General features: G+C 72.6%; 29 protein-coding genes. 17 read left to right on the top strand and 12 right to left on the bottom strand.

The features are described 5' to 3' along the window. Nucleotides 1-307 precede the first annotated feature (307 nt). Nucleotides 308-2626, top strand: a complete 2319-nt coding sequence (locus tag ACFVU2_RS05305) for a M1 family aminopeptidase (protein WP_387871865.1) — start codon at nucleotides 308-310, stop codon at nucleotides 2624-2626. A 68-nt stretch (nucleotides 2627-2694) separates the two neighbouring features. Here the strand turns inward: ACFVU2_RS05305 and ACFVU2_RS05310 are convergent, their stop codons facing one another. Beyond that, complete coding sequence (locus ACFVU2_RS05310; protein ID WP_387871867.1) at nucleotides 2695-3120, bottom strand: 4-oxalocrotonate tautomerase family protein; 426 nt, start codon at nucleotides 3118-3120, stop codon at nucleotides 2695-2697. A 95-nt stretch (nucleotides 3121-3215) separates the two neighbouring features. Here ACFVU2_RS05310 and ACFVU2_RS05315 point away from each other — a divergent pair, with 95 nt between their 5' ends. From ACFVU2_RS05315 to ACFVU2_RS05325, 3 genes are all read left to right on the top strand, one after another. Then, nucleotides 3216-3779, top strand: a complete 564-nt coding sequence (locus tag ACFVU2_RS05315) for a TetR/AcrR family transcriptional regulator (RefSeq protein ID WP_387871869.1) — start codon at nucleotides 3216-3218, stop codon at nucleotides 3777-3779. Nucleotides 3780-3902: 123 nt separating this feature from the next. Continuing rightward, entirely contained in the window at nucleotides 3903-4163 is a 261-nt protein-coding gene (locus ACFVU2_RS05320) for a Rho termination factor N-terminal domain-containing protein (RefSeq protein ID WP_387871871.1), read from the top strand. 53 nt (nucleotides 4164-4216) lie between these two features. Continuing rightward, nucleotides 4217-5059 (top strand): hypothetical protein, encoded by an 843-nt coding sequence (locus tag ACFVU2_RS05325; protein ID WP_387871873.1) that lies wholly within the window; start codon nucleotides 4217-4219, stop codon nucleotides 5057-5059. Nucleotides 5060-5137: 78 nt separating this feature from the next. Here ACFVU2_RS05325 and ACFVU2_RS05330 read toward each other — a convergent pair whose 3' ends face one another. The 3 genes from ACFVU2_RS05330 to ACFVU2_RS05340 are packed head-to-tail and all read right to left on the bottom strand — an operon-like array spanning nucleotide 5138 to nucleotide 7750. Then, nucleotides 5138-5884 carry a hypothetical protein gene (locus tag ACFVU2_RS05330; RefSeq protein ID WP_387871875.1) on the bottom strand — a complete coding sequence of 249 codons (747 nt, stop codon included), beginning with the start codon at nucleotides 5882-5884 and terminating at the stop codon, nucleotides 5138-5140. Between the two features lie 33 nt (nucleotides 5885-5917). Further along, nucleotides 5918-7459 (bottom strand): FAD-dependent oxidoreductase, encoded by a 1542-nt coding sequence (locus ACFVU2_RS05335; protein ID WP_387871877.1) that lies wholly within the window; start codon nucleotides 7457-7459, stop codon nucleotides 5918-5920. Nucleotides 7460-7471: 12 nt separating this feature from the next. Beyond that, nucleotides 7472-7750 (bottom strand): hypothetical protein, encoded by a 279-nt coding sequence (locus ACFVU2_RS05340; RefSeq protein ID WP_387871879.1) that lies wholly within the window; start codon nucleotides 7748-7750, stop codon nucleotides 7472-7474. 184 nt (nucleotides 7751-7934) lie between these two features. Between ACFVU2_RS05340 and ACFVU2_RS05345 the strand changes: the two genes are divergently transcribed. Then, nucleotides 7935-8546 (top strand): flavodoxin family protein, encoded by a 612-nt coding sequence (locus tag ACFVU2_RS05345; RefSeq protein WP_387871881.1) that lies wholly within the window; start codon nucleotides 7935-7937, stop codon nucleotides 8544-8546. A gap of 53 nt (nucleotides 8547-8599) precedes the next feature. After that, nucleotides 8600-9415, top strand: coding sequence for a putative protein N(5)-glutamine methyltransferase (locus ACFVU2_RS05350; RefSeq protein ID WP_387871883.1), 816 nt, complete (start codon nucleotides 8600-8602; stop codon nucleotides 9413-9415). Here ACFVU2_RS05350 and ACFVU2_RS05355 read toward each other — a convergent pair. After that, nucleotides 9387-10379, bottom strand: a complete 993-nt coding sequence (locus ACFVU2_RS05355) for a CPBP family intramembrane glutamic endopeptidase (protein ID WP_387871884.1) — start codon at nucleotides 10377-10379, stop codon at nucleotides 9387-9389. The genes ACFVU2_RS05350 and ACFVU2_RS05355 overlap by 29 nt on opposite strands. After that, nucleotides 10376-11008, bottom strand: a complete 633-nt coding sequence (locus ACFVU2_RS05360) for a DUF3887 domain-containing protein (RefSeq protein WP_387871886.1) — start codon at nucleotides 11006-11008, stop codon at nucleotides 10376-10378. The genes ACFVU2_RS05355 and ACFVU2_RS05360 overlap by 4 nt, the downstream gene beginning before the upstream one ends. Nucleotides 11009-11083: 75 nt before the next feature. Here ACFVU2_RS05360 and ACFVU2_RS05365 point away from each other — a divergent pair, with 75 nt between their 5' ends. From ACFVU2_RS05365 to ACFVU2_RS05375, 3 genes are all read left to right on the top strand, one after another. After that, the gene (locus tag ACFVU2_RS05365; protein WP_387871887.1) at nucleotides 11084-11926 is read left to right on the top strand and encodes a tryptophan-rich sensory protein; all 843 of its coding nucleotides are present in this window, start codon (nucleotides 11084-11086) and stop codon (nucleotides 11924-11926) included. A 159-nt stretch (nucleotides 11927-12085) separates the two neighbouring features. Further along, on the top strand, nucleotides 12086-13486 hold the full coding sequence (locus ACFVU2_RS05370; protein ID WP_387871889.1) for an APC family permease: 1401 nt from the start codon (nucleotides 12086-12088) through the stop codon (nucleotides 13484-13486). Between the two features lie 73 nt (nucleotides 13487-13559). After that, the gene (locus tag ACFVU2_RS05375; protein WP_387871891.1) at nucleotides 13560-14684 is read left to right on the top strand and encodes an FAD-dependent oxidoreductase; all 1125 of its coding nucleotides are present in this window, start codon (nucleotides 13560-13562) and stop codon (nucleotides 14682-14684) included. Here the strand turns inward: ACFVU2_RS05375 and ACFVU2_RS05380 are convergent. Next, nucleotides 14681-15187: a tetratricopeptide repeat protein gene (locus ACFVU2_RS05380; RefSeq protein WP_387871892.1), complete on the bottom strand. Its 507-nt coding sequence runs from the start codon at nucleotides 15185-15187 to the stop codon at nucleotides 14681-14683. The two genes, ACFVU2_RS05375 and ACFVU2_RS05380, sit on opposite strands and share 4 nt — an antisense overlap. Nucleotides 15188-15197: 10 nt before the next feature. Further along, nucleotides 15198-15851, bottom strand: a complete 654-nt coding sequence (locus tag ACFVU2_RS05385) for a TOPRIM nucleotidyl transferase/hydrolase domain-containing protein (RefSeq protein ID WP_387871894.1) — start codon at nucleotides 15849-15851, stop codon at nucleotides 15198-15200. Nucleotides 15852-15914: 63 nt separating this feature from the next. Between ACFVU2_RS05385 and ACFVU2_RS05390 the strand changes: the two genes are divergently transcribed. Then, the gene (locus ACFVU2_RS05390; protein ID WP_387871896.1) at nucleotides 15915-16196 is read left to right on the top strand and encodes a hypothetical protein; all 282 of its coding nucleotides are present in this window, start codon (nucleotides 15915-15917) and stop codon (nucleotides 16194-16196) included. 3 nt (nucleotides 16197-16199) lie between these two features. Here the strand turns inward: ACFVU2_RS05390 and ACFVU2_RS05395 are convergent, their stop codons facing one another. Both ACFVU2_RS05395 and ACFVU2_RS05400 read right to left on the bottom strand, forming a co-directional pair. Next, nucleotides 16200-16742, bottom strand: a complete 543-nt coding sequence (locus tag ACFVU2_RS05395; protein WP_387871898.1) for a hypothetical protein — start codon at nucleotides 16740-16742, stop codon at nucleotides 16200-16202. 15 nt (nucleotides 16743-16757) lie between these two features. Next, entirely contained in the window at nucleotides 16758-17033 is a 276-nt protein-coding gene (locus ACFVU2_RS05400; protein ID WP_387871900.1) for a TetR family transcriptional regulator, read from the bottom strand. 139 nt (nucleotides 17034-17172) lie between these two features. Here ACFVU2_RS05400 and ACFVU2_RS05405 point away from each other — a divergent pair, with 139 nt between their 5' ends. Together ACFVU2_RS05405 and ACFVU2_RS05410 are read left to right on the top strand one after the other, a co-directional pair. Next, nucleotides 17173-18102 carry an aldo/keto reductase family oxidoreductase gene (locus ACFVU2_RS05405; RefSeq protein ID WP_387871902.1) on the top strand — a complete coding sequence of 310 codons (930 nt, stop codon included), beginning with the start codon at nucleotides 17173-17175 and terminating at the stop codon, nucleotides 18100-18102. Between the two features lie 86 nt (nucleotides 18103-18188). Beyond that, a complete protein-coding gene (locus tag ACFVU2_RS05410) occupies nucleotides 18189-19406 on the top strand; it encodes a hypothetical protein (protein ID WP_387871904.1) in 1218 nt (405 codons plus the stop codon). A 117-nt stretch (nucleotides 19407-19523) separates the two neighbouring features. On the opposite strand, the gene ACFVU2_RS05415 is transcribed toward ACFVU2_RS05410, so the two are convergent. Next, a complete protein-coding gene (locus tag ACFVU2_RS05415; protein ID WP_387872398.1) occupies nucleotides 19524-20432 on the bottom strand; it encodes a 5'-3' exonuclease H3TH domain-containing protein in 909 nt (302 codons plus the stop codon). Nucleotides 20433-20539: 107 nt separating this feature from the next. On the opposite strand from ACFVU2_RS05415, the gene ACFVU2_RS05420 reads away from it, so the two are divergent. Both ACFVU2_RS05420 and ACFVU2_RS05425 read left to right on the top strand, forming a co-directional pair. Then, nucleotides 20540-20986, top strand: a complete 447-nt coding sequence (locus ACFVU2_RS05420) for an SRPBCC family protein (RefSeq protein WP_387871906.1) — start codon at nucleotides 20540-20542, stop codon at nucleotides 20984-20986. 51 nt (nucleotides 20987-21037) lie between these two features. Further along, on the top strand, nucleotides 21038-21442 hold the full coding sequence (locus tag ACFVU2_RS05425) for an NUDIX domain-containing protein (protein ID WP_387871908.1): 405 nt from the start codon (nucleotides 21038-21040) through the stop codon (nucleotides 21440-21442). 25 nt (nucleotides 21443-21467) lie between these two features. Here the strand turns inward: ACFVU2_RS05425 and ACFVU2_RS05430 are convergent, their stop codons facing one another. Then, on the bottom strand, nucleotides 21468-21974 hold the full coding sequence (locus ACFVU2_RS05430; RefSeq protein WP_387871909.1) for a MarR family winged helix-turn-helix transcriptional regulator: 507 nt from the start codon (nucleotides 21972-21974) through the stop codon (nucleotides 21468-21470). A 95-nt stretch (nucleotides 21975-22069) separates the two neighbouring features. Here ACFVU2_RS05430 and ACFVU2_RS05435 point away from each other — a divergent pair, with 95 nt between their 5' ends. The 3 genes from ACFVU2_RS05435 (at nucleotide 22070) to ACFVU2_RS05445 (ending at nucleotide 24729) form a co-directional block, all read left to right on the top strand. Then, on the top strand, nucleotides 22070-22639 hold the full coding sequence (locus ACFVU2_RS05435; protein WP_387871911.1) for an NADPH-dependent F420 reductase: 570 nt from the start codon (nucleotides 22070-22072) through the stop codon (nucleotides 22637-22639). A 143-nt stretch (nucleotides 22640-22782) separates the two neighbouring features. Further along, entirely contained in the window at nucleotides 22783-23628 is an 846-nt protein-coding gene (locus tag ACFVU2_RS05440) for a mechanosensitive ion channel family protein (RefSeq protein WP_387871913.1), read from the top strand. A gap of 87 nt (nucleotides 23629-23715) precedes the next feature. Next, complete coding sequence (locus ACFVU2_RS05445) at nucleotides 23716-24729, top strand: LacI family DNA-binding transcriptional regulator (RefSeq protein ID WP_387871915.1); 1014 nt, start codon at nucleotides 23716-23718, stop codon at nucleotides 24727-24729. Nucleotides 24730-24856 lie beyond the last annotated feature (127 nt).

Below are 24856 nucleotides of genomic sequence, written 5' to 3' on the forward strand. Positions count from 1 at the left end.
GCCAGGTTTGCGGGTCGAGGGCGGGGAGGACAAGAGCCGCAAGCGGGGGGCGCATGGAAGATCGAAGTGATCCGTGAGAGAAGACTCATGTTCGTAACAAACGTTCGATACGGTGCTCTTCACCGAATGTTCACGTGCTCATGCAATAAGCATGCGCTGCTGCGCCATGGGCGCGCAATGAATCTTCGTCACGCATTCTGCACCTCCCCTGCCCCACCCGTGCGATCGCCGATCGCGCGATCGGAAGACGCGCCCCCTTGGAGGACCACAGTTGAAAACCCGGACGATCCCCACGCGGCGGAGGCTGATGCGCTCGCTCGCCGCCGTCGCAGTCACCGCGCTCCTCGGCGCGAGCCAGATCACTCTCGCCAGCGCGGCGGTCGCCGTTGACGGCACCCCCGGTGCGACGTCGATCGGCGACTCCCTCTTCCGTGGCATCGGCAACGGCGGATACGACGTCAAGCACTACGACGCCGCCCTCGCGTTCAACGCCGACAAGACGATCACCGCCACCACGGTGATCAGTGCCACCGCGACCCAGGCGCTCTCGTCGTTCTCCCTCGACTTCGAGGGGCTCACGGTCTCGTCCGTGCTCGTGAACGGGTCGCCCGCCGCGTTCACGCGCACCAGCGACCCGAGCATCAGCTCCTACAAGCTGATCGTCACCCCGGCGGCGACGGTCACCGGCGACTTCACCGTGGCCGTCGCGTACTCGGGCACCCCGGTCACCCACGTCGACCCGGACGGCTCGAGCGAGGGATGGGTCTCCACCTCCGACGGCGCCACCGCCCTCGGCCAGCCCGTCGGCAACATGACCTGGCTCCCGAGCAACAACACGCCCGCCGACAAGGCCACGTACGACATCACCATCGACGCCCCGACGACCATCGACGGCGTCTCGGCCGCGGCGGTCAGCAACGGCGAGCTGGTCGCCAAGACGGTCAGCGGCGACGGCACCCGCACCTCCTGGCACTGGCGGCAGAGCCGGCCGATGGCGACGGAGCTGGCGATGATCACCATCGGCAAGTACCTCGTCTACGAGTCGGACATTGCCCTCGCGGTCAGCGGGCGCACGATCCACGAGTGGACCTTCGTGGACCCGGCCGTGTCGACGTCGAACCAGGCGACCATCCAGACCCGCCGCGCGGCGCTGCCCGAGATCCTCAACTACCTCGAATCCAAGTACGGCGCCTACCCGGGCGGCAGCACCGGATTCGTGGTCGACATCACGACCCTCGGCTATGCGCTGGAGACCCAGGACCGCCCGTACTTCGAGCGCTCCGTGTCGGCGAGCACGTTCATCCACGAGCTGGCCCACCAGTGGTTCGGCGACTCGGTCACCCCGGCCGACTGGAACAGCATCTGGCTCAACGAGGGCCCGGCCACCTTCATCCCCACCCAGTACAACCAGGACCACGGCAGCACGACCACCACCGCGTCGAGCCTCTTCAACACCTGGAACACGACGGCGGCGAGCAATGCGCGCTGGGGCATCCCGCCCGCGGCGATGACCGACCCGGCCGACCTGTTCGACTGGCAGGTCTACACCCGCGGCGCGATGACGCTGGAGGCACTGCGCCAGTCGGTCGGCCAGAGCGCGTTCGACGACATCATGAAGACCTGGGTGCAGCGCTACGCGGGCCAGAGCAAGACGACGGCCGACTTCGTCGCGCTCGCCGAGGAGCTCTCGGGCCGCGACCTGGGCGCGTTCTTCCAGGACTGGCTGTTCGACGCCGACAAGCCCGCGTGGCCGTCGACGTGGACGCTCGGTCTCGCCTCCGACCCCGTCGACGGCGGGGTCGCACCCGAGCAGGAGATCACCTACACGCTGACCGCCGCGAACACCGGGCAGATCGCTCTGACCGGCGCGACGGCGACGGTCGACCTGGCCGATGTGCTGGACGACGCGGCGATCGACACGTCGGCCCTCCCCGCAGGCCTGGCTCTCAGCGGCACGACCCTCACCTGGAGCGTGCCGGACACGGCTGTCGGCGGATCGGCGACCACGGCGTTCACCGCCGTCGTCTCGAAGACGTCGTCGGGCGGCTCGCTCGTCGCGACGGCCACGGTCGGCGCCCTCGGCTCGACGTGCACGACGTGCTCGTCGACGCTCACGACGCCGGTCATCCCCGGCCCGGAGCCGATCACCGAGGACGACCTCACCGACGAGACCCGCGGCCCCGTCCGCGTGCCGGCGACGGCCGTTCCGGGCGGCGTGGTGCACGTCACCCTGCTCGACGGGGCGAACGAAGGCGAGACGGTCACCCCGGTGCTCTTCTCGACCCCGCGTCCGCTGGCCACCGCGGTCGTCGAGGGTGGAGCCTTCTCGGTCACCATCCCGGCCGACGCCGCTCTGGGCGCGCACAAGCTGGCGATCGTGGATGCGCAGGGGGCCCTGATCGGCTGGGACGACCTGACGCTGGTCGCCGCCGCCGGACCGGCCGATCCGGAGACGAGCCCTGCGGCGACGGGTTCGGATGCCCTCGCCAGCACCGGATCGTCGGTGACCCTGCCGCTCGGCATCGCCGGCGGTGTGCTCCTGGCCGGTGTGGCCGCGCTGATCGTGGCGGCCTGGCGTCGCCGGTCGGCGACTCGCGCCGTGACCGAGGGCTCCTCGCCGGAGTAGTCCCGGTTCGTGCACGAAGGGCCGCCCGATCCGACGATCGGGCGGCCCTTCCGTCGTGCGGCCGTCGGTCAGGACGCCGCGGCCGCGGCCTTCGCGAGCGCGGTGAACTCCTCGACGCCGAAGGCGGTGCCCTGGATGCCCCAGCCGCCCTCGGCGGCCTCGGTGAGGATGACCCAGGTCCGCACGTCGGAACCGGCGGTGGCACGGACGATCTCGGTCGCCTCCCGCGTGATCGTCCGCTGGCCCTCGCGATCGAGCGAATCGGGAGGCGTGACGATCTGCACGCGGACGACCGGTGCGGACGGGGTCGCCGCCGTGCCGAGAGCCGTCGTGGGGAGGCGGTGGATGAAGGCGGCGGTGTTGTCGAGGTGGAACGCGCCGGGCTGGGCGACGCCCTCCGCACGCAGGACGGCGTGGGTGAGCTCGTCGACGAGTCGCTCGTCCGCGTCGGCCGGGAAGAGGGTGGTGGGGGCGTAGACGTCGATCATGGGCATGGTGGCTGCTCCTGTCAAAACTATGATGGTATGCATAGACGGTAGATTATGACGGTCGTCATAGTCAAGACCCACCGTCGGGATGGAGCACGCCCGTGCCCGCAGACGTCCGTTCGCGCATGGTCGACGGCGCCATCCGCCTGCTCGCGACCCGAGGCCTCGCCGGCACCTCGTTCTCGGAGGTGCTGGATGTGACGGGAGCCCCGCGCGGCTCGATCTACCACCACTTCCCCGGCGGCAAAGACGAGCTCATCGCCGCGGCGGTCGACCGCTCCGCCGAGAATGCGGTGGCGCTGCTCGACCAGCGGGCCGGAGAGTCCGCCGAGCGGGTCGCCGAGCTCTTCCTCGACGCGTGGCGACTGCTGCTGACCCGTTCCGGGTTCGAGGCGGGCTGTGCCCTGGTCGCCGTGACGGTCGACGCCGACACCGAGGTGCTGCGCGAGCGTGCGGCGGCGGCGTTCACGGTGTGGCGCGGGCACCTCGCCGCACTGCTCGCCCGTGGAGGGATGACGGAGGCCGATGCGCAGCGCTTCGCGACCCTCCTGCTCGCCGCCGCCGAAGGGGGTGTCATCCTCAGCCGGGCGACGCGCGACCTGGAGCCGTTCGACACCGTCGCCGCGGCGCTGCTGGCGCAGGTGCGGGCGGAGTCGGCGGCGTGACGACCCGCTGAGACCGGCTGACGCGAACCCCCTGACGCGGACCCTCTGACGCGGCCCCCTGACGCGGAGTACCGTGCGCCGCACATCCACCTGGATGACAGCACGCGACGGAAGGAGCGCACGATGCCGGGACAGCCGCAGTTGAAGGACGAGGAGCTGTACGAGAAGCTGCGCGACGAGGGCGACTCGAAAGAGAAGGCGGCACGGATCTCGAATGCGGCGGCTGCGCGCGGCCGGTCGTCGGTCGGCCGGAAGGGCGGCGAATCCGGGTCATACGACGACTGGACCGTCCCCGACCTCAAGAAGCGGGCGAAGGAGCTCGGCCTCACCGGCTACTCGAAGAAGACCAAGGCGCAGCTGATCGACGCCCTGCGCAACCACTGAGCCTGGGCGGAGCCCGTACGCTCGCCGGCGCCCGCCGCGCGTATGCTCGCGGCATGGATCTGCGGGAGGTCGCCGACGAGCTCTACGGCGCTGCGCCCGGCGACTTCGTCGAGCGCAGGAGCGCCGCGGCATCCGGTGCCGATCGCGATCTCGCGCAGCGGATCCGCGCCTTCCGCAAGCCGACGGCCTCCGCGGCCGCCATCAACGCGCTCGTGCGGGAGCATCCCGACGCCGTCGAGGACGTGCTGGAGATCGGCGACCGGATGCGTGCGGCTTTCGCCGATCGCGACCGGGCGGCGATCCGCGATCTGACGCGGGAGCGCCAGCGCCTGCTCCAGAAGGCGACGCGCGGGCTCGGGCTGAGCGCGACGGTCGCGCGGGAGGTCGAGGAGACCCTGCAGGCCGCCGTCGTCGACGCCGCGGCGGCGGCCGCGGTGCGGAGCGGGCTGCTGCTGCGCGCGCTCGAGTCCACCGGCGTCGACCAGGTCGACGTCTCGGACGCGGTCGCACTGCCCGTCGACGTGGATGCTCCCCCTCCCGATCGCCCTCGAGCGACCGCGCCGACACCCGCCGCCGACGCAGAGGCGGATGCGGCTCCACGCGAGTCGCCGAGCGAACGCCGGGAGCGCGAGCGGCGCATCCGCACCGCCGAGAAGGCGCTGGAACGCGCCCGGGCCGACGCAGAGGGACTCGACGACGAACTGGACGCCGAGGTCGACCGCCGCACCGACCTGGAAGCGGAACGCGAGACGCTCGCACGCCGGCTCGAGCGGACGACGGACGAGCTCGCGGAGGCGCGGGCCGCCGAGCGCGACCTGCGCAAGCGCATCACGGCGGCTCAGGCAGCGGTCCGTGCGGCCGAGCGCGACCTGCGCGATGCCCGCCCCGAACCCTGACGCATCGCGGCGAAGCGGAGTGAACGCACAGACGCCGAGGCGGTGAGCAGCTCACCGCCTCGGCGTCTCATGGATGGATCAGGCGCGCGGCGCCTTCGAGGCCTTCACCGCGGCGAAGTACTCGCTCGACGGGCGCAGCCAGAGCAGCACGACGGCGATGATCGACGCCACCACCTGCAGGCCGCCGACACCGAAGCTCGCCAGAACGTTCAGCAGCGAGAGGGCGGTGAGCACCGTGAGGACGATCCGGGCCCAGTTGGCTCCCCGGCGGGCGAAGAAGGCGAACAGCACGAAGACGATCGCCCAGAAGATCAGCGTGACGATCGCCCAGGTGACGCCGACGGCGACCGCGGCATCGACGAACTGGTCGGTCGTCACGCCGTGCAGCTCGGTGCTGCCGTTCTGGAGCGTGTCGATCAGCTGCTGACGCGAGTTGCCGACGGCGACAACCGCGATGATGCCGCTGACCACGCTGAGGAGCGCGGAGGCGATGAACAGCCAGAAGGCCGTGTTCACGGTGCTCGGGGGAGCGCTGGGCGCGACGACCGGCGCACCGGGCGTCGCGGCGTACGCCGGGAAGGCCGGCGGCGCGGGGGGCGCGGGCGGGAGGTCCGCGGCGGGCGCGGGCGGGGCCACCGGCGGGACCGGCGCGGCCGGCGCGGCCGGAGGTACAGGCGGTGCCACGGGCGGCTCGGGGGAGGCGGCCGGTGCGGCGTCGGGGGCCGGCGGCGCCGGCGGGACGGGCGGGACCGGCGGGACGGCGTCCGACCCGGCGGGGGCGCCGGCCGGCTCGTGCGGCGTGTTCTCGTCGTTCGGAATTGTCATGCCGTGACCCTACTGCCGGATGGACTGATCTGACTAGCCTCCCACGCGGGACACCGGATCCCCGTCGTCGCCCGCGTGGCCCAGCGGAGACGGAGCCGCGGCGAGCGGTTCGGTGGCCGGACCTTCGAGCACCGAGCCGTCGGGGGCGAACCGGGAGCCGTGCAACGGGCAGTCCCAGGACAGCTCGGCGTCGTTCCAGCGCACCACGCCGCCGAGGTGGCTGCAGATCGCCGAGACCGCGCAGGCGGCGCCGTCCACGGTGGACTCGGCGACGGTCGTCGTCCCGTGCCGCACGAGCCTCCCGGTGCCCTCGGCGGGGGCGGGGAGGGCGCCGTACGCGGGCGCGGTGCCGGCGGCGGTCCACCCGGTCGCGGCCGAAGCACCGGCGGCCGCGTTGATCGCCGCGCCCTCGGCGAGGTCGCCCGGTCGGGTCACCCGATGGTGCAGCACCCGCGCCCACTCCAGCGTCTCGCCGGTCAGGTCGGCGGAGAGGCTGAGGGCGGCGGCGACGGCGTTCGTCATCCCCCATTTCGCGTATCCCGTCGCGAGGAAGATCCGTCCGCGACCGCGAGGGAGCCAGCCGACGAAGGGCACGTGGTTCGCCGACCGGTAGTCCTGGGCCGCCCACCAGTGGGTTCGCCGGGCTCCGGGGAAGTGCTCCTCGGCCCATGCGGTGAGCTCGGCGAGGTGCCGGGCGGGGGAGTCGGCGCGACCGACGGGGTGCCCGTTGCCGCCGACCAGGAGCAGCTCGCCCGCATCGCCCGCCTGCCGCAGGGACCGCACCGGCGTCTCGGCCGAAAGGTGCATCGCGTGGGGGATGCCCTCCGTGACCTCGAACGCGGCGACGTAGGAGCGCTCCGCCGCGGTCTTGGCGAAATAGAGTCCGCGGTCCAGGATGGGCGTCCCCGTCGCCAGCACCACCTGATCGGCCTGCGTGCGCCCGGAGGTGCTCGTCACCTCGGCCGGGGCGGACGCGGAGACGTGGGTCACCCGCTCGCCCTCGAACACGCGCCCGCCGAGCCGGCGGAACTCGGCGGCCAGAGCGGCGAGGACGCGCAGGGGGTGCACCTGCGCCTGCGCCGGGAGCGTGAGCGCGCCCTCCACGGCGAAGGGCAGCTCGCCGTCCCCCTCCTGGCGGCTCGCGCCCAGCCCGGCCGCTCGCATGGCCGCGAGCTCCGCGTCCAGCCGGTCGAGTCCGTCGGGAGTGGTCGCGTAGGTCACCGCGTCGCGCACCTCGTACCGCACGCCCTGCGCGTCGAGGAAGTCGAGCAGCCAGCCCTGGCCGGCGATGTTGCCGTCGACGTAGGCGCACAGCACGCGGTCGGAGGTACGGCGGCGGATGCCGGCGAGGGTGCTGCCCTGCAGCAGGCTCACCTTGCCGGTGGTGTTGCCGGTCGTCACCGCCCCGACCCTCCGGGCCTCGAGCACAGCGACACGGCTGCCGGACCGCGCCAGCATGAGGGCGGTCGCGAGGCCGGTGAGCCCGGCTCCCACGACGATGGTGTCGAAGCGGGCGTCCCACTCGAACGGATCAGTGGGGATGGGAGGAGCGGTCTCGACCCACAGCGACGTCATCGTGGCCGCGGATCAGGAGAGGGAGTCGAAGTCGAACCAGAAGGCGTCGTCCTCGTCGTCTCCCGAGGCGTGCGCCGGGCCCGATTCCCGGGGGATCGTCGCCGTCTCGATCCGCACCCGGGTCTGGGCGGTGACGAACACCTCGCTCGGCGGCCGGCTGGACTGGGTGATGGAGACGAAGTCCCCTTCGCTCCTGCTCGCCTGGACGACCCGCTCCTTGAGCTCGTCGACGGGAGCACGGTCGACGAAGGTGAAGCGGAGATCGTCGATGTAGACGTGGAACACCTGCATGCCCTCTCCCGCTCGCTTTCCTATGTGTCTCGCTCCGCCCGGGTGCGCGGAAATGGATGTCCCGGCCGATAGTACGCGGGGTTGGATGATCCGCCAGTGCAGTCCTGCATCCGGACCGTCCGTCCTGCGATCGGTGCCTGTCAAGCCGGTTGCGTCCACGGCGCGCGGGGCGTTTCGTGCAGGCATGACCGATTCCGCACGCCCCCTGTCCGCGCTGGCCCTCGTCTGCACGCTGAAGCCCTCGCCGGGCGAGTCCAGCAGCCAGCTCCTCGCGACCCAGCTCCTGGACGAGCTCGCCACGCACGACGTGACCGGCACGGCCGTGCGTCTGGCCGACTACGACATCAAGCCCGGCGTCGGACTCGACGAGGGCGACGGCGACCAGTGGCCGCAGATCCGCAAGCAGGTCATCGCCTCCGACATCCTCGTGATCGTCACCCCGACGTGGATGGGCCATCTCTCGTCCATCGCGCAGCGGGTGCTCGAGCGCCTGGACGCCGAGCTCTCCGAGACAGACGACTCGGGCCGTCCCCTCGTGGAGGGAAAAGTCGCCATCGCCGCCGTCGTCGGCAACGAGGACGGCGCGCACGCCATCATCGCCGACCTGTTCCAGGGCCTGAACGACGTGGGCTTCACCGTCCCGTCGCAGGGCGCGACGTATTGGAACGGAGAGGCGATGCAGACGGTCGACTACAAGGACCTCGACGAGACGCCCGAGACGACGGCAGGCACGACGGCGATCGCGGCGAAGAACGCCGCCCACCTCGCCCGGCTGCTCGCGGTCACGCCGTACTGAGCCCGGGAGCCGGTGCTGAACCCGCGGGAGTACGTCGCGGTTAGCATGACGGGATGACCGACCCCGCTCCGCAGCCCGACCACGGGCAGCCCGACGGCGCGCTCGTGCTGCGGCTGCGCGCGGCGGGCTGCGTCTTCGCGGAGGACGAGGCGCTGCTGCTGGCCGAGGCCGCCGGCGGCGACCCCGACGAGCTGGAGCGGCTCGTCGTTCGCCGGGTCGCGGGTGAGCCGCTCGAGCCCCTGCTCGGCTGGGCGGAGTTCGCCGGGTTGCGGCTGCGCGTCGAGCCCGGGGTCTTCGTCCCGCGCCATCGCACCGAACTGCTCGCCGAGCGCGCGGCGCAGGAGGCGGCGGCCCGGCCCGGCCCGACGGTCCTCGATCTCTGCTGCGGCGTCGGCGCCATCGCCGCGGTCGTGCTGCGCCGGGTGCCGGACGCGCGCGTGCTCGCAGCCGATGTCGAGCCGGCGGCGGTGCGCTGCGCCCGCGCCAACCTCGAACCGGCCGCCCGGGTCTTCGAAGGCGACCTGTTCGCGCCGCTGCCGCGCGAGCTGCGCGGAGGGATCGACGTGATCGCAGTCAACGCGCCCTACGTCCCCACCGTCGAGATCTCGCGCATGCCTCCCGAAGCGCGGGACCACGAGCCCGCGGTCGCCCTCGACGGCGGCGGGGACGGGCTCGACGTGCACCGGCGGATCGCCGCCGGGGCCCCGGACTGGCTTGCGCCGGGCGGCGTGCTGCTCATCGAGGCGAGCGACGAGCAGGCATCCGTGAGCGCCGCGCTCTTCACCGCCGGCGGGCTCGCCGTCGTCATCGAGCAGGACGACGAGCGCGGCTCCACCGTCGTCATCGCGCGGTCAGCGGCGTCTTCCTGACCAGCGTGGGCTGACGGCGGAACTGGCCGCACAGCACGAGCACGACCGCGATGATCGTGCACACGATCCATCCCGTCCAGCCGAGCGGCAGGAGGGCGAGCGGCGAGGCGGGGGAGCCCGCCGCGAGCAGCAGCGCGCCGACGCCGGCCGATGCGTTGAACGCACCGTGCGCGAACACCGCGGGCCAGACCGAGCCCGACCGCAGACGCAGCCAGCCGATGAGCACGCCGTAGGCGGTGCAGCCCAGCGTCATGAACAGCACTCCGAGCAGGTTCGGCTCGCCGAAGTTGTAGCCGAGCAGGATGATCGGGCTGTGCCAGAGGCCCCAGATCGCGCCACTGAGCAGCAGGGCGGGCCAGGTGCCGAGCGGGCGCAGGCTGGGCAGGAGCCAGCCGCGCCACCCCAGCTCCTCGCCGACCGTCGCGAAGCCGTTGAAGAGCGCGCCCACCGGGATCGCCACCAGCTGCAGCGCCACCAGCACGCCGATCGGGATGGGCAGCTCCTGCTGCACGCCGGCTGCGGCCAGTTGATCGTGCAGGAGCTCGGCGAACCCCGAGAACCCCGTCAGATCGAGCCGGACGGCGCCGACGGCCGCCGCGATGAACACGGACGCGACCGAGACCGCGATCGAACCGAAGATACCGGCCAGGGTGAGCCCGAGGATCCGCCAGACCGGTCGCAACGGCCACATCCCGAGGTATTCGGGCACCGAGCGCGGCCGCGGGCGCTGCACGAGGAACACCGCGACGAGCGCGCCGATCGTGGGCGTGAACATCATCACGACGAGCAGCACGGGAGCGAGGGGATTGCTCAGACCCCCGTCGAGCCAGAGCGGCAGGGCGACGAGCCAGGCGAGCCCGAAGGCGACGAGCACGTAGGCGCCGACCGCGAACCACGGCACCCGGGCCGGCCGGTCGGGCCGCACCGTGTCGACGGCGTCGGCCACGGGCTGCGCGGCGCTCATGCCGTTCCTCCCGGAGCGTCGGGGAGCTGTGCCGGATCGAGGACGAAGAGGCCTCCGACGCGACGGTCCGGATGCAGGGTCACCCGGCCGACCATGTCGCCCGCTTCGAACTGCAGCGGCACGTCCACCACCGTCAGATCGCCGAGACGGCGGGAGGCCGGTGCGCCGGCGCTCTCGAACGCTCCGACGGCCGCGGCGACCTGCGCCCAGACCGCGCCGAGCGCGTCGGCGTCCAGCGCCTCCGCCATCCGTTCGTCGAAGCGCGCCGTGACCGCGTCGAACCGCGTCGCCGCCAGCTCGCCGAAGATCTCCGTCGCCAGCTCGTCGGCGCCGGCCAGAGGTGTCGTGTCCATGAGTGCTCCTGTCCGTGGGTCGACGGGATGCCCGAAGCGCTGGAAGGCCGCCTGCCTGCTCGTGCCGAGCGTGCGCCCGACATCGTGCCAGGTCGCCCCGGCGTCGCGAGCGGCGTCGACCAGCGCGGCCAGTGCGGCGTCCGAGCGCTCGCGCACGGTGGACGCGCGCGCGATCAGGTCGAGCGCCGCTGCGCGATCGACCGGGCCGCCCGACTGCTCCACCAGGGCCCGCACCGCTGTGGCGAGGGCCTCCACCGCATCCCGTTCCGTCGTCATCGTTGTCAAGGCTACCTTGACAACGCGAAACGCGCACCCTTCTCGGCGTGCGGACCGCGGTCTACCGTGTGGCGCATGAGCACTCTGACCCGGGAGTCCGCCCCCGCTCCCGCGCGGCCCGTCGCCGCCGATCGTGTGCGGCAGACGGTGGTGATCGGGTCCACGGTGGCCGCGGTCGTCGGCGCCGTGGTGGGATCCGGCCTGCTCGGCGGGACCTCGATCGCGCGCGCCGCCGGAGGGGCGCTGAGCGCGGATGCGACTCTGCTCGCCCCCGCCGGCCCCGCGTTCGGCATCTGGTCCGTGATCTACGCCGGGCTCGTGCTCTACGCCATCTGGCAGGCGCTCCCGTCGCAGGCCGGCCGCGACCGCCAGCGCCGTGCGGGGTACTGGATGGCCGCATCACTGCTGCTCAACGCCGCGTGGATCCTCTCGGTGCAGGCCGGACTGCTCGGCGTCAGCGTCGCCGTGATCGTCGCGCTCCTGGTGGTGCTGATCGTCGCGTTCGTGCGGTTGCTCGCGCGACCGGGCGGAACGACCGCCGACGCCGTCCTCTTCGACGGCGTCGTGGGCTTGTACCTGGGCTGGGTGATGGTCGCGACGGTCGCGAACATCGCGGCGGCCCTGACCGCGGCCGGATTCGACGGCTTCGGCTGGAGCATCCACGCGTGGGGGCTTGCCGTCGTCGCGGGGGTCGCCCTGATCGGCTGCGCCCTCGCGCTCTGGGACCGCGGGCGCCTCGCGCCCGCCGCCGCCTCGGCCTGGGGGCTCGCCTGGGTCGGTGTCGCCCGGCTGGAGGGGGCGACGCCCTCCACCCCCGTCGCAGTGGCGGCGTTCGCGGCCGCCGCGCTGATCGCGCTGGTGGCGATCGCGGCACGGGTCGCCGGCCCCTCCCGGCCCGCGCGCACGACTCGACTCTGAGAGTCCGTACAGACGGATTCCGCCGCCAAACGGCGGATCCGCAATGTTTTCAGTGGTCGAATGCCGATTTCGCAATGCGATCAGTCGTCAAGCGATTCGGCGATCGCGCGTCGCCGTGCGTACGATGACACGTCTCGTCGACTGAGCGAAGGAGCTCGCGTGTCCTCACCCACCGCACCCACGTCACTGCGCCGATCCCTCGGGCTCTGGGCGATCGTCGGGCTCGGGCTCGGGTACATGACGCCGATGACGGTCTTCGACACGTTCGGCATCGTCACCGGTGAGACGAACGGGGTGGTGCCGTCCGCCTACCTCTTCGCCCTCGTGGCCATGGTGTTCACGGCCCTCAGCTACGGCCGCATGACGCGGGTCTACCCGTCGGCGGGCTCGGCCTACACCTACGCCTCCGAGACCATCCACCCGAACGTCGGGTTCCTGGTCGGGTGGTCGTCGCTCCTGGACTACCTGCTGCTGCCGCTGGTCAACGCGCTGATCGTGCGGCTCTACCTGGAGTCGTTCTTCCCGCAGGTGCCCGGGTGGATCTGGGTCGTCGGCTACGTCGCCGCGATCACGGCGATGAACCTGTTCAGCATGTCGTCCACCTCCAAGGTCAACGGGGTGCTCGTGGCCTTCCAGATCGTGCTGATCGGCGTGTTCGTCGCGCTCACCTGGGCGGCTCTCAACGCGGGCGCCGGCACCGGGACCGCCTTCAGCCTGACGCCGCTCTTCCACTCGGGCGTGCACCTGGCCGCCGTGATCGGCGGCGCGACCGTCGTCTGCTTCTCGTTCATCGGTTTCGACGCGATCACCATGTACACCGAGGAGGCGAAGGACACCCGCACCGTCCCCCGCGCCATCGTGCTCGCACTGATGATCGGCGGGACGATCTTCTTCGTCGCTGCCTGGTTCGCGCAGTCCCGGTTCCCGACGCTGGCGGGCTTCGACTTCACCGACGACACCCTGCCCGAGATCGCTCTCAAGACGGGCGGCCTCCTCTTCCAGATCCTCTTCATCTCGGCAGCGGTGGCGGCCGCGGTGGCGTCGAGCCTCGCCTCGCACGCCAGCGTCTCCCGCATGATCTTCGTGATGGCGCGCAACGGCAGCGGACGCGTCTCGCGCCTCCTCTCCTACGTGCACCCGCGCTTCCGCACCCCGTCGACGGCCGTGCTCCTGGTCGGCGCGGTGTCGCTGCTCGCGGCGGCGTTCACCCTCGAGTTCGTCTCGTCGATGATCAACTTCGGGGCGCTCATCGCCTTCACCGTGGTGAACGCGACGGTCATCATCCACTTCGCGATCCGCCGCAAGGAGCGGAAGGGAGCGGCGCAGATCGTCCGCAACATCGTCCTTCCCGGCATCGGGATGCTGCTGACCGGCGTGCTGTGGGCCAACCTGCACCTCGACGCCCTCGAGTACGGGATCGTCTGGCTCACCATCGGCATCATCACGCTCCTGGTGCTGACCCGCGCCTTCCGCAAGCCGCTGCGCGTGAAGCTGGACGAGGACGGCGACGCCGCGATCGTCACGCGCGAGGGAGCACCGGCCGCCGAGACCGCTCGGTAGTCCTCGCCCGCCCGGCGAAAGGCGACGTAACGCACCGATGATCCTCACGGCGCCGCCGGGTAACGTGGCGGCCATGACCGTCGACACCATCGTCATCGGCGCGGGCGTCGTCGGCGCCGCCGCCGCTCGCTCGCTCGCCGAGGCCGGCTCCCGGGTCCTGCTGCTGGAGGCGTTCGAGCGCGGTCACGACCGCGGCTCCTCGCACGGGGCATCCCGCATCTTCCGGCACGGATACGACTCCGCCGACTACGTGCAGCTCACCGTCAACGCCGCAGCCGGCTGGCAGCGCCTCGAGAAGCAGTGCGGGCGGCCCCTCTTCGACCGCACCGGAGCGCTCGACCACGGCGACCCCCGGGCCCTCGCGGCGATCGAAGCGGCGATGACGGCCGAGGGACTCCCGTCCGAGCGCCTGGCAGGGGCCGAGGCGGCCGCGCGCTGGCCCGGCCTCCGGTTCGAGGACCATGTGCTGTTCAGCCCGGGCGGCGGGAGGCTGCACGCCCACGAGGCGATCGAGGCCCTGCTCGACACGGCTGCGGCGGCCGGCGCCGACCTGCGGTTCGGGGTGCGGGTCGAGGGCATCGACTCCGACGGCGACGGGGTCGTCGTGACCACCGCCGACGGGGAGCATCGCGCGGCCCGGCTGGTCGTCGCGGCCGGTTCGTGGACGCCGGCGCTCGCCGGGGCCTGGCTCTCGCGCCACGGCGCCGAGCTGCCCGACGTGCGCGTCACCGAGGAGCAGCCCGCGCACTTCCCCCTGCTGCCGGGCCCGGCGGACGACGAGAGCCTCTGGCCGAGCTTCGTGCACCATCCCACCGACCCTGAGGTCCCGAGCGTCTACGGGCTGCTCACCCCCGGCGAAGGCGTGAAGGTCGGCGCGCACGGCTACGGCCCGGTGGTCGACCCCGACGACCGTGATCGCACGATCGACCCGGCGCGGCTCGAACGCCTGCAGAAGTACGTCGCCGAATGGGTGCCGGGCGTCGACGCCTCCCATCCCGACGCCATCAGCTGCCTCTACGACACGACCCCCGACTCCGACTTCGTGCTCGACCGGGTGGGCCCGGTGACCGTGGCGACCGGCTTCTCCGGGCACGGCTTCAAGTTCGGGCCGGCGCTCGGCGACGTGCTCTCCCGGCTCGCTCTGCACGGCGAGCGGGCGCCGGAGCGCTTCCGCCTCGCGGTGGCCTCGCCCGACTAGACGTTCCGCGCGCCGTCGAGCGAGCGGAGGTACTCGGCGTTTCCGCGCAGCGCCGGCTCGTACCGCAGCAGGTCCGGAGTGCGGAGGCGGTCGGCGACGAGCTCCATCAGCTCGGCCACAGCGGCGTCGCTGCGCCCGGCCGCGTGCAGCGAGAGGGCGTGCCAGGTCTGCACGGACTCCGATTCCGGGAAGGCGGCGCGCGCCCGGTCGAGCACCGCCAGCGAGTCGTCGAAGCGGTCGAGGTTGCGCAGGGTGCTCCCGTACTGCAGCAGGCATTTGCGCAGCGTCTCGCCGTCGAGGCCCCGGTCGAGCGCCCGCTCGTAGTAGCCGGCGGCCGTCTCCTCCTCGCCGGCCGTGTCGTAGGCGCCGCCGACCTCGTAGAGCACGCGGGCGTCGTCGGGATGCTCGGCGAGCACCTCCAGCAGCGCCGCGATCGTGGGCGCCATGTCGGCGCGGTCGCGGGCGTCGAAGAGGGCGGCGAGACGGTCGTCGAGCGAAGGCATGCCGACCACCCTACGCGCGCGGCCGCAGCGCCCCGAGCACGGTCAGCAACGGGCGCGGGAGGCGCGCCGGCGGGAGGGCCGCCGTCAGCAGACGGCCGTACTGCTCCTTGCGCCCGGCTGTCGTGCCGAAGAACCGGTGCAGCTGCGCCGCCTCGGGCCTCGAGCGCTGGGCGGGCTGGTTCTGGAACGTGCGGAACAGGCGCAGATCGCCCGCCCGCGCCAGCACCTCCTCGGTCGCCGGCAGGCCGAGCGCCTCGATCAGCTCGCCCTCCAGGTCGGGGTCGCACACGGCGATCGCGGAGTCCGCCAACCCTGCGCGTTCGTAGAACCGCCGCTCGGCGACGTCACACAGACCGCGCAGCTCGGGAGCCCCTCGCGGTCCGGTCGGGCCCCCGCCCTTGGCGAACACCCCGGCGAAACGGCGGATGCTCATCGCCCCGCCCATGGGGACGACGGCTGTCCCCTCGGCGGCGGGGTCGCGGCCGAGTACCCCTGCCGCCGCGTGCACCGCGGCCCGGTCGCTGGCACCCTCCACCAGCACGACGACCCGCACCGACGCGATCTGCGCGGGGCGCGGTTCGTCACCGCCGGCGGCCCACTCGGCCGTCGCGCGCTCGAGGGCCGCCACGGCGGCCTCCTCCCCGACGGGAGCGGTCTCGGTCACGCCGCCATTCTGCCCCGCCGCGCCCCCTGTCGCCTCCTGTCGGGCGCGGGTACGGTTCGCGACATGAAACTTCTCATCTTCGTCGCGGGCGTCGCCCTCGGGTTCGTCATCGGTTCGCGCGCCGGTCGTGGCGCCTACGACGACATGCGCAAGAAAGTCCGCGGCTTCACCGAATCCGCCCCCGTGCAACAGGTCAAGGACGACGTGAAGGACTTCGCCTCCCGGGCCGCCTCCGACATCGGCGAGACCGTCGGCGACGCGGTGGGCAAGGCCACCGACAAGGCGGCGGCGAAGATCGACGACCTCACGGGCAAGAAGAGCGGCGGCGCCGCGACCGCGAGCTGATCCTCAGGCGCCCTGGGGCGGGTTCGCCAGCAGGTCGGCCCGCTCCCGCAGGTAGGCGACCGCGTCGCGGGCGTCCGCATCCGACACCGAGGAGCTCCACCGCACCAGCACGCGCCCGTCGTGGAGGAACAGCGGACCGCGTGCGCCGGCCGCCTCCCGCAACGCGTCGACCTCCAGCACCACCGGTTCCGTGTCGAAATTGACCGTCTCGCCGTCGCGGAAATGCCCGCGCTCTGCAGCCGCCCGATACGCCCGACGGGTCTCCGCCGACACCGAGACGTACTGTGTGCGACCGGGCTCGGTCGCGCGGACGATCGACCCGGTCGCGTGCAGGCCGCCCGCGCGGTCGAGCAGCAGCACCCCGAGCCGCCACACCCGCCCGGCCGGCCGCAGCACGGGCTCGCGCATGATCAGGAGCTTGCGCTGCCTGTCCTCGTAGTGGGCGAGCGCCTCGTCGCGGGCGCCGGCCTCGCCGAGCAGGCCGACGGCCTCGGCGACCGCCGCGCGCAGCGCGTGCACCGCCTCTTCGTCGCCGGTATCCGTCACCCTCCGAGGGTACGGCTACGGCATCGTCCGAATACTGAAGGCGTTGTCGTCCGTCACCATCAGCAGCTCCACGCCCTCCTCGTGGCGCAGCACCACCAGCGCGGAACTGTCGTCGGCGGCGACCCGCTCGACCTGGCGCAGGAAGATCTGCGCCATCTCGTCGCTCACTCGGAAGTCCCTGCCGAGCGCGTGCACCGTATAGCGCGGGAGTGCGGGGGAACGGCGGCTCCCCAGCCGCGTCTCGGCGCGGAAGTCCTGGACGGCGAGCTGCATCTCGGGTGTCATCGTCATGGGACGGCCTCTCTCGATCGTGGGTCTTCGGTCTTCCGCGTGTCTTCCGCGCATCTTCCGCGTGTCTTCTCCTGGATTTCGCACGGTAGTCCTGGCTCTGACCGGCGGGGAGGGGGTTGACGGGGGGAGGATGGGTGTCATGCGAACCTTCACCCTCCCCGGCGTCGCCGTCGACGCGTCCAACATCGTCCTCGGCCTCATGCGCATCGAGCCCTTGACCGACGAGGAGATCCGCACGCTGGTGCGCACCGCCCGCGACGAAGGCGTCACCGTCTTCGACCACGCCGACATCTACGGCGAGGAGCGGCACGGGAGCGAGCGCCGGTTCGGAGACGCGGGAGCCGTTCCCGCCGCCGAGCGCGACCAGGTCGTCATCCAGTCCAAGGTCGGCATCCGCGACGGCTACTTCGACTTCTCGCGCGAGCACATCCTCACCACGGTCGACGAGTCGCTCGCCGCCCTGCGCACGGACTACCTCGACCTCCTGCTCCTCCACCGCCCCGACACCCTCGTCGAGCCGGAGGAGGTCGCCGCCGCGTTCGACGAGCTGCAGGCGGCGGGCAAGGTGCGCGCCTTCGGCGTCTCCAACCACACCCCGGGCCAGATCGAGCTTCTGCGCCGGTACGTCACGCAGCCGATCGTGGCGGACCAGGTGCAGCTCAGCATCACCCACGCTCCGCTCATCGCGCAGGGGGTCGCCGCCAACATGGCCGGTCTGCCCCAGTCGATCGACCGCGACAACGGCATCCTCGACTACGCACGCCTGAACGACATCACCCTGCAGGCGTGGTCGCCGTTCCAGAAGGGCTTCTTCGACGGCGTCTTCCTCGGCGACCGCGAGCACTTCGCCGAGCTCAACGACGTCATCGACGAGCTGGCCTCCGCCTACGGCGTCACCCCGACGGCGATCGCCACCGCCTGGATCACCCGCCACCCCGCCGGCATCCAGGTCGTGCTCGGCACCACCAACGCGCAGCGCGTCCGCGACGCCGCCGCCGGCTCGGAACTCCCGCTGACCCGCGAGGAGTGGTACCGCCTGTTCCGCGCGGCGGGGCACACGCTGCCGTAGGGGTGCGATGACGGCCCTCACACATTCCGGGTGACCCGGCGAGCCGCCGCTTGGCCTATGCGGTATGCCGGGATACCGTCAAGCGAATGGATGCAGAACGCGTGACGGCGGGGCGTCGCCTCGTGACTCGAGCGCGACTGCTGCGTGTCGTCGGCGTGCGCAGCGGGCTGACGCGGCCCGCGGACTCACCTCAGGGATTCGCTGCCGGGCGGCGGAGCGTGCGGGTGCTGCTGGCGGGTTCGGGCCCGGTCGTCGGCTGGGGTGTCGCGAGCTACGACCTCGCGCTGCCGGGGGCGCTCGCCCGCGCGATCGCCTCGTCGACGGGGCGCGGCGCCGTCGTGGACGTGGTGGCGCATCCCTCGGCCGGCGTCGGCAGGCTGCGATCGCTCGTCGCCTCGGCCGGCCCGGAGCGCTACGAGGTTGTGGTCCTGAGTGCGGCGCTCGCCGACTCGCTGAGGTTGCCGGACCCGGTGCGCTGGGGCGAACGGATGCGCACGTCCATCCGGGAGGTGCGCGCGGCGCGCGGAGGGACGGGCGCGATCGTCTGGCTCGGCGCCCAGCCCCTCCGCTCGCTCGATACCGACGACGACGGCCCGACCCGAATAGCACAGAACCATGCGTCGTTGCTGAACGACGTGGCCGAGCGGATCTGCCGCGAGGAGGGCGCGCTGTTCGCGCCGTTGCCCGCGCCTCCGCACTCGGAGTCGACCCGGCACCGAGGGCCGGCCGACTACCTCTTCTGGGCGCGGCGGATCGCCGACGTCATCGTGCCGGCCCTCGGCGAGCTGCCGGTGGAGCAGGCGGAGCCTCCGTCGCCGCGGACGACTGCGGAGCGTGTGGAGGCCATCGAGCGCCTGCGCCTGGCGGAGCGCGGGCGCGACTCCCGCCTCGACGGTCTCGTGGGCACGGCGCAACGCACGCTCGGCACCGAGATCGCGATGTTCACGATCCTCGACGCGGACAAGGAGTGGGCCATCGCGGCGTCGGGAACGGCGACGCGTGAGTTCCCGCTGGAGCAGTCCGCGTGCCAGTACACGATCGCGTCGGCCGACGGGCTGGTCGTGCCGGACGCGCGGCTCGACGAGCGGTTCGCGACCAGCAGCGTCGTGACCGGCCCCGCCCACCTGCGCTACTACGCGGGCTATCCCGTGGAGGCGCCCGACGGCACGCGCATCGGCGCGCTCTGCGTCTTCGGCCGCACCCCGCGCGACGCCGAGACCGGCGAGTTCGACCTCGATGTGCTCCGCGAGCTCGCTCTGCTCGCCCAGCGCGAGCTCTGGCGCTGGGAGCCCGACCGCGTCTGACCGCGCCCCGCCCGCCCCGCCCTGTCACGCCCTCGCCATCCGTTCCGGACTTGTGCACGCAACACGCCGTCGCGAAGCGTGCAGAAGTCCGGAACGGATGGCGAGGCGGCGCAGGGCTCAGTCCGGGAGGGCCGCGAGGAGGCGGTCGAGCGAGCCGCCGAGGCCCCAGCGGGCGGCGAGGGCGTCGAGCGCGTCGCGCTGTGCCGCATCCGGTCGCCGCAGCCGCGCATCCACGCGCGGCAGATCGAGGTCTCGCACCACCTCGACGACGCGCGGGGCGACATCCAGATAGTCCGTCGCCGCGGCGAAGCGGGCACGCACCGCGGGCTTCATGGCGCTGGAGTCGTCCGCCGCCGCCGCCCGGATCGCGTCGAGCGAGCCGTACTCGGCCAGGAGCGCCGCGGCGGTCTTCTCGCCGACGCCGGCGACGCCCGGGAGGCCGTCGGACGTGTCCCCGCGCATGGCCGCGAAGTCGGCGTACTGGTCGGGCCGCACGCCGTACTTCCCCTCGACGACTCCGTCGGTCAGCACTTCGAGGTTGCTCATCCCGCGCGCGGTGTAGATCACCCGCACGTCGTGCGCGTCGTCCACGAGCTGGAAGAGGTCGCGGTCACCCGTCACGACATCCACCGGGCCGTCGCCACGAGAGGCCAGCGTGCCGATCACGTCGTCCGCCTCGTGCTGCGGGGCGCCGACGATCGCGAGGCCGAGAGCGCCGAGCACCTCCCGGATCACCGGCACCTGCTGCACCAGCGCCTCCGGCGTCTCCTCCACATCCACGCCGCCAGGCACCTCCCGAGCCACCCGGTGCGCCTTGTAGCTCGGGATGAGGTCGACGCGCCACCGCGGGCGCCAGTCGTCGTCCCAGCAGGCGACCAGCGATTCGGGGCCGTAGTCGGCGACCAGCCGGGCGATGATGTCGAGGAACCCCCGCACCGCGTTGACCGGCTCGCCCTCCGGCGAGCGCACCGTGTCGGGGACCCCGTAGAACGCGCGGAAATACAGCGACGCGGAATCGAGGAGCATGGTCCGCCCGGCGGCGGACGGGGGCGTGGTCGGGGACATGGGCGGCACCTCCGGCCCCCACGTTACGCAGCCGTCCGCGCCGGGACCAGAGGCGCTACCCTGGCCGCATGGCCGGAACGACCGTCGTCGAACGCACAGAACTCATCGCCGCGACCCCCGAAGACCTGCAGCGCCGCATCGCGGACCTCCCGGCGTGGATCGACTGGTCGCCGTGGGAGGGGCTGGATGCGGACCTCCATCGCGAGTACAGCGGCGAGGCGGGTTCCGTCGGATCGGGCTACGCCTGGTCGGGCAACCGCAAGGCGGGAGCCGGCCGCATGCAGGTCACGGCCGTGGACGCCGACGGCGTGAGCATCGCGCTCGAGTTCACCCGGCCGTTCCGCTCGGCGAGCGATCTGCGGTTCGCGCTCACTCCCGAGGGCGGTCGCACCCGCGTGATCTGGCGGATGGAGAGCCCCACGACGTTCATGTCGCGCCTCTTCAACATCGAGAAGCTGGTCGGCAAGGACTTCGAGAAGGGGCTGCGGCAGCTCAAGCAGGTCGTCGAGGGGTAGCGGCGTCGGGAGGCAGCCGTCGCCGGCAGCCGCATCGCCTAGCGTTGAGGCATGACGCTCCCCCCGCTGCAGGTCGCCGCGATCGCCCTGGTGCGCGATCGCACCGTGCTCATGGTGACGGCGCGCGGTCGCGACGTGCACTACATGCCCGGCGGCAAGATCGATCCCGGCGAGACCCCCGCCCAGGCGGCGGCGCGGGAGGCGTCGGAAGAGGTGGCGCTGTCTCTCGATCCGGACGCTTTGGAGGAGCTGTTCGAGGTGCGCACGCTGGCGCACGGCCAGGCCGAGGGGCGGATGGTGCACATGCGCGTGTTCCGCGCGTTCACCGACGCCGAGCCCGCGCCGTCGGCGGAGGTCGGCGCGCTGCACTGGGTCACGACGGCGGACGCCGATCGCTGCCCGCCCGCGGGTCGCGAGGTGCTCCGCCTGCTGGCCGGGCGCGACCTGATCGACTGACGCCGCGATGCTGACGTCGCGGTGCCTACGTCGTGGTGGCGGCGACGATCGAGGCGCAGGCGTCGCTGGGGCGCCGTGACGGGTCGATGGCGCCGACGATGGAGGCGGAGATCGCAGCCAGCTGCTCGACCTGCTCGGGCGTGAGCGCTCCGAGCACGCGGGAGCGCACCGTGTCGAGGTGGCCGGGGGCGGCGGTCGCGACGAACTCGGCGCCCGCATCGGTGAGCACCGCGTTGGTCGCGCGGCCGTCCTCTTCGCAGGGCATCCGCTTCACCAGGTCGCGGGCCTCCAGGCGGGTGATCACGTGGCTGAGACGCGAGACGGAGGCGTTGGTCGCCGTGGCGAGCGCGCTGAGTCTCAGCCGGTGGTTCGGCGACTCGGCCAGACGCGAGAGCACGAAGAACTCGTAGTGCGTCGCCGCGGAGTCGCGCGAGAGCTGGCCGTCGATGACGGGAGGCAGCAGCTGCGTGAGCGCGACGAGGCCCATCCAGGCGTCGCGTTCGCGCCCGGCGAGGTCGTCGCTCGTCGTCATACGGCGATTCTAGCAAATAACTTGACGCTTCAACCAACCCGTCGTACATTGGTTGAAGCATCAACTAATCACGGCGTCAGCCGGAAAGGAACCTCATGAGCTCGGTCAGCATCATCGGCAACGGAAACATGGCGAAGGCGATCGGCGGCGTTGCTGCGGCCGGCGGCAGCACGGTCGAGTACCTCGGTCGCGACGGCGGTGCCGTCGCCGGCGATGTCGTGGTCTTCGCCGTCCCGTACCCCGAGGTGGAGTCGGTCATCGCGACCTACGGAGAGGCGCTCGCCGGCAAGATCGTCGTCGACATCACCAACCCCGTCGACTTCGCCACCTTCGACGGTCTGGCCGTCCCGGCCGACAGCTCGGCCGCCGCGGTGATCGCCGCCGCGCTCCCGCAGTCGAAGGTCGTCAAGGCGTTCAACACCAACTTCGGGGCGACGCTCGCCTCGGGCACGGTCGGAGCCGAGACCACCACCGTGCTCATCGCCGGAGACGACGACGACGCGAAGGCGACGCTCGCCGGCATCGTGACGGCCGGCGGCCTGAAGGCGGTCGACGCCGGCTCGCTCAAGCGCGCCCGCGAGCTCGAGTCGCTGGGCTTCCTGCAGATCACCCTCGCCGCCGCCGAGCGGGTCTCCTGGACGGCGGGCTTCACGCTCGTCGCCTGAGGCGCGGACGCGGGGCGCGGGGCGCGGGGCGCGAGACGCATCGAACGGGCGGGCCGGGACGACCCCGGCCCGCCCGTTCGCGCCCCTAGACGCCCGCGCCGCCCGGCCGGTACTGTCGCGGCACGGACGGCGAGGGGATCGGCATGATGCGCACGGCGACGGCCGGTGACGCGGCGGGGTTCTTCGCGGGCCTCGACACGTGGTCGGTGCTGTTCGCCCTGATCTCGGTCGCGGCCGGCATCGTGCTGGGCGTGCTGGCCCATCGCGCCACGCTGAGGCTCTGCGCGCGCATCCCGGGCGTCACACCCGATACCGGGCGGCGGATCGCCCGCGTCGTGCGGCTCACCGTCATCGTGCTCGGGATCGGCGTCGGCATCGCGTTCCTCGGCGCGCCCATCCAGCCGGTGCTCGCCGTCGCCGTGATCGTCGCCGTCGTGGCGGGGCTGGCGCTGCGCGGGATCAGCGAGAACTTCGCGGCCGGACTCGTGCTGCAGACGCGCAGGCCGTTCAAGGCCGGCGATGTCGTGGACGTCGCCGGCTACCGGGGCACCGTGCGCGAGCTCACCAGCCGCACGGTGGTGGTGCGCACGGCGGACGGTCGCATCGCCCACATCCCGAACGCGGACGTGATCGGCAACCCCTTCGTCAACGAGTCCGAGGCGGGCGGTCGCCGCTCGGAGGTGGAGGTGCGGGTCGCCATCGACCCGCACGCCGCCACGGCCGAGACCCGTGAGGATGTGCGCGACCTGATCGCCGCCGCGTGCGCCGCCGTCGACGGCGTGCACCGCCGCGAGCCGATCCGCGTGCTGAGCGTCGCGCACGAACCGCACCGCTACACCGTGCGCGCGCAGTTCTGGCACCACGCGGGCGACGGGTCCGCCGTGACCGCGGCGGTGGTCGACGCCGTCTGGGCCGCCCTCGGCGACCGGGAGGCCATCGTCACCTCCGACCCGCAGGGGCCGCCGCTCACCCCGCCTCCCCCGGTGTGACGCGGGCGACCGCGTCCCGGGCCTCATCCGCGTTCGTCTCACCACTCCCGACGGTTGCAACGCCATGCGCGCCGCTAGGGTGAAGGGATGATCGAGAGCGGACGCGCCCCGGGGGTGCGCGAGGTCGCCGCCGCCGCGGGGGTCTCCCGGCAGACGGTGTCGCGCGTGCTGAACGACCACCCCAGCATCCGGCCGGAGACCCGCGAGCGCGTGCTCGCCGCGATGGCCGACCTGAACTTCCGTCCCAACCGGGCGGCGCGCATGCTGACGACGGCGCGTTCGACGACCATCGGCGTGCTCGCGGCCTCCACCTCGTCCCTCTTCGGGCCGGCCTCCAGCATCGACGCGGTGGAGAACGCTGCACGGGACGCGGGCTACTTCGTCACGGTCGCGCACACGACGGCGCTCGATCGGGCATCCGTCGAGGCGGCGCTCGACCACCTCCTCGCGCAGGCGGTCGAGGGGATCGTCGTCATCGCCCCGCAGCAGCGGGTCCAGGATGCGATGGCCGCCGTCTCCCTCGCCGTCCCGTCAGTCACCCTCCACGGGGCGGGCGCCGCGGGCGACGACGGGGTGTTCGTCGACCAGGTCGAAGGCGCACGCCTCGCCACGCGCCACCTGCTCGACCGCGGGCACCGGCGCATCGCGCACCTGTGCGGCCCCGGCGACTGGGCCGAGGCGCGTGCACGACGCGACGGCTTCCTCGCCGAGATCACTGACCGCGGGGCGGACGGCGTGGTGACCCGCGAGGGGGATTGGACCGCGGCCTCCGGAGCCGAGATCGCCGCCGAGCTGCTGGCCGACGAGAGCGTGACCGCCGTCTTCTCGTCGAACGACCAGATGGCGCTCGGCGTGCTGCACGCCGCCCGTCTAGCCGGCCGCCGGGTGCCGGAGGACCTCGCGGTGGTCGGCTTCGACGACATCCCCGAGGCGGCGTTCTTCGCGCCGCCTCTGACCACGGTCCGGCAGGACTTCGCCGAGCTCGGGCGCCGCTGCGTGGCACGCCTGGTCTCGCTCATCGAGGGCGGCGGCGCGGACGGCGGCGCCGTCGCGTTCGGCGCGCCCGTCGCGCCGGTGCTGGTGGAGCGCGCGTCGGCGTAGGTGCGGTGCGGTTCTCTCCACAGGCGCCGATCCAGTTGTCGAGACACGCCGTCGAGGAGTGTGTTCGCGCGGCGGGTCGTGACAAGTGGATGGTGGGCGGCGGGTTCGTGCGGCTGGTCGTGACAAG

The organism is Leifsonia sp. NPDC058194 (assembly GCF_042883605.1).
In the GTDB taxonomy this organism is placed as follows: domain Bacteria; phylum Actinomycetota; class Actinomycetes; order Actinomycetales; family Microbacteriaceae; genus Leifsonia.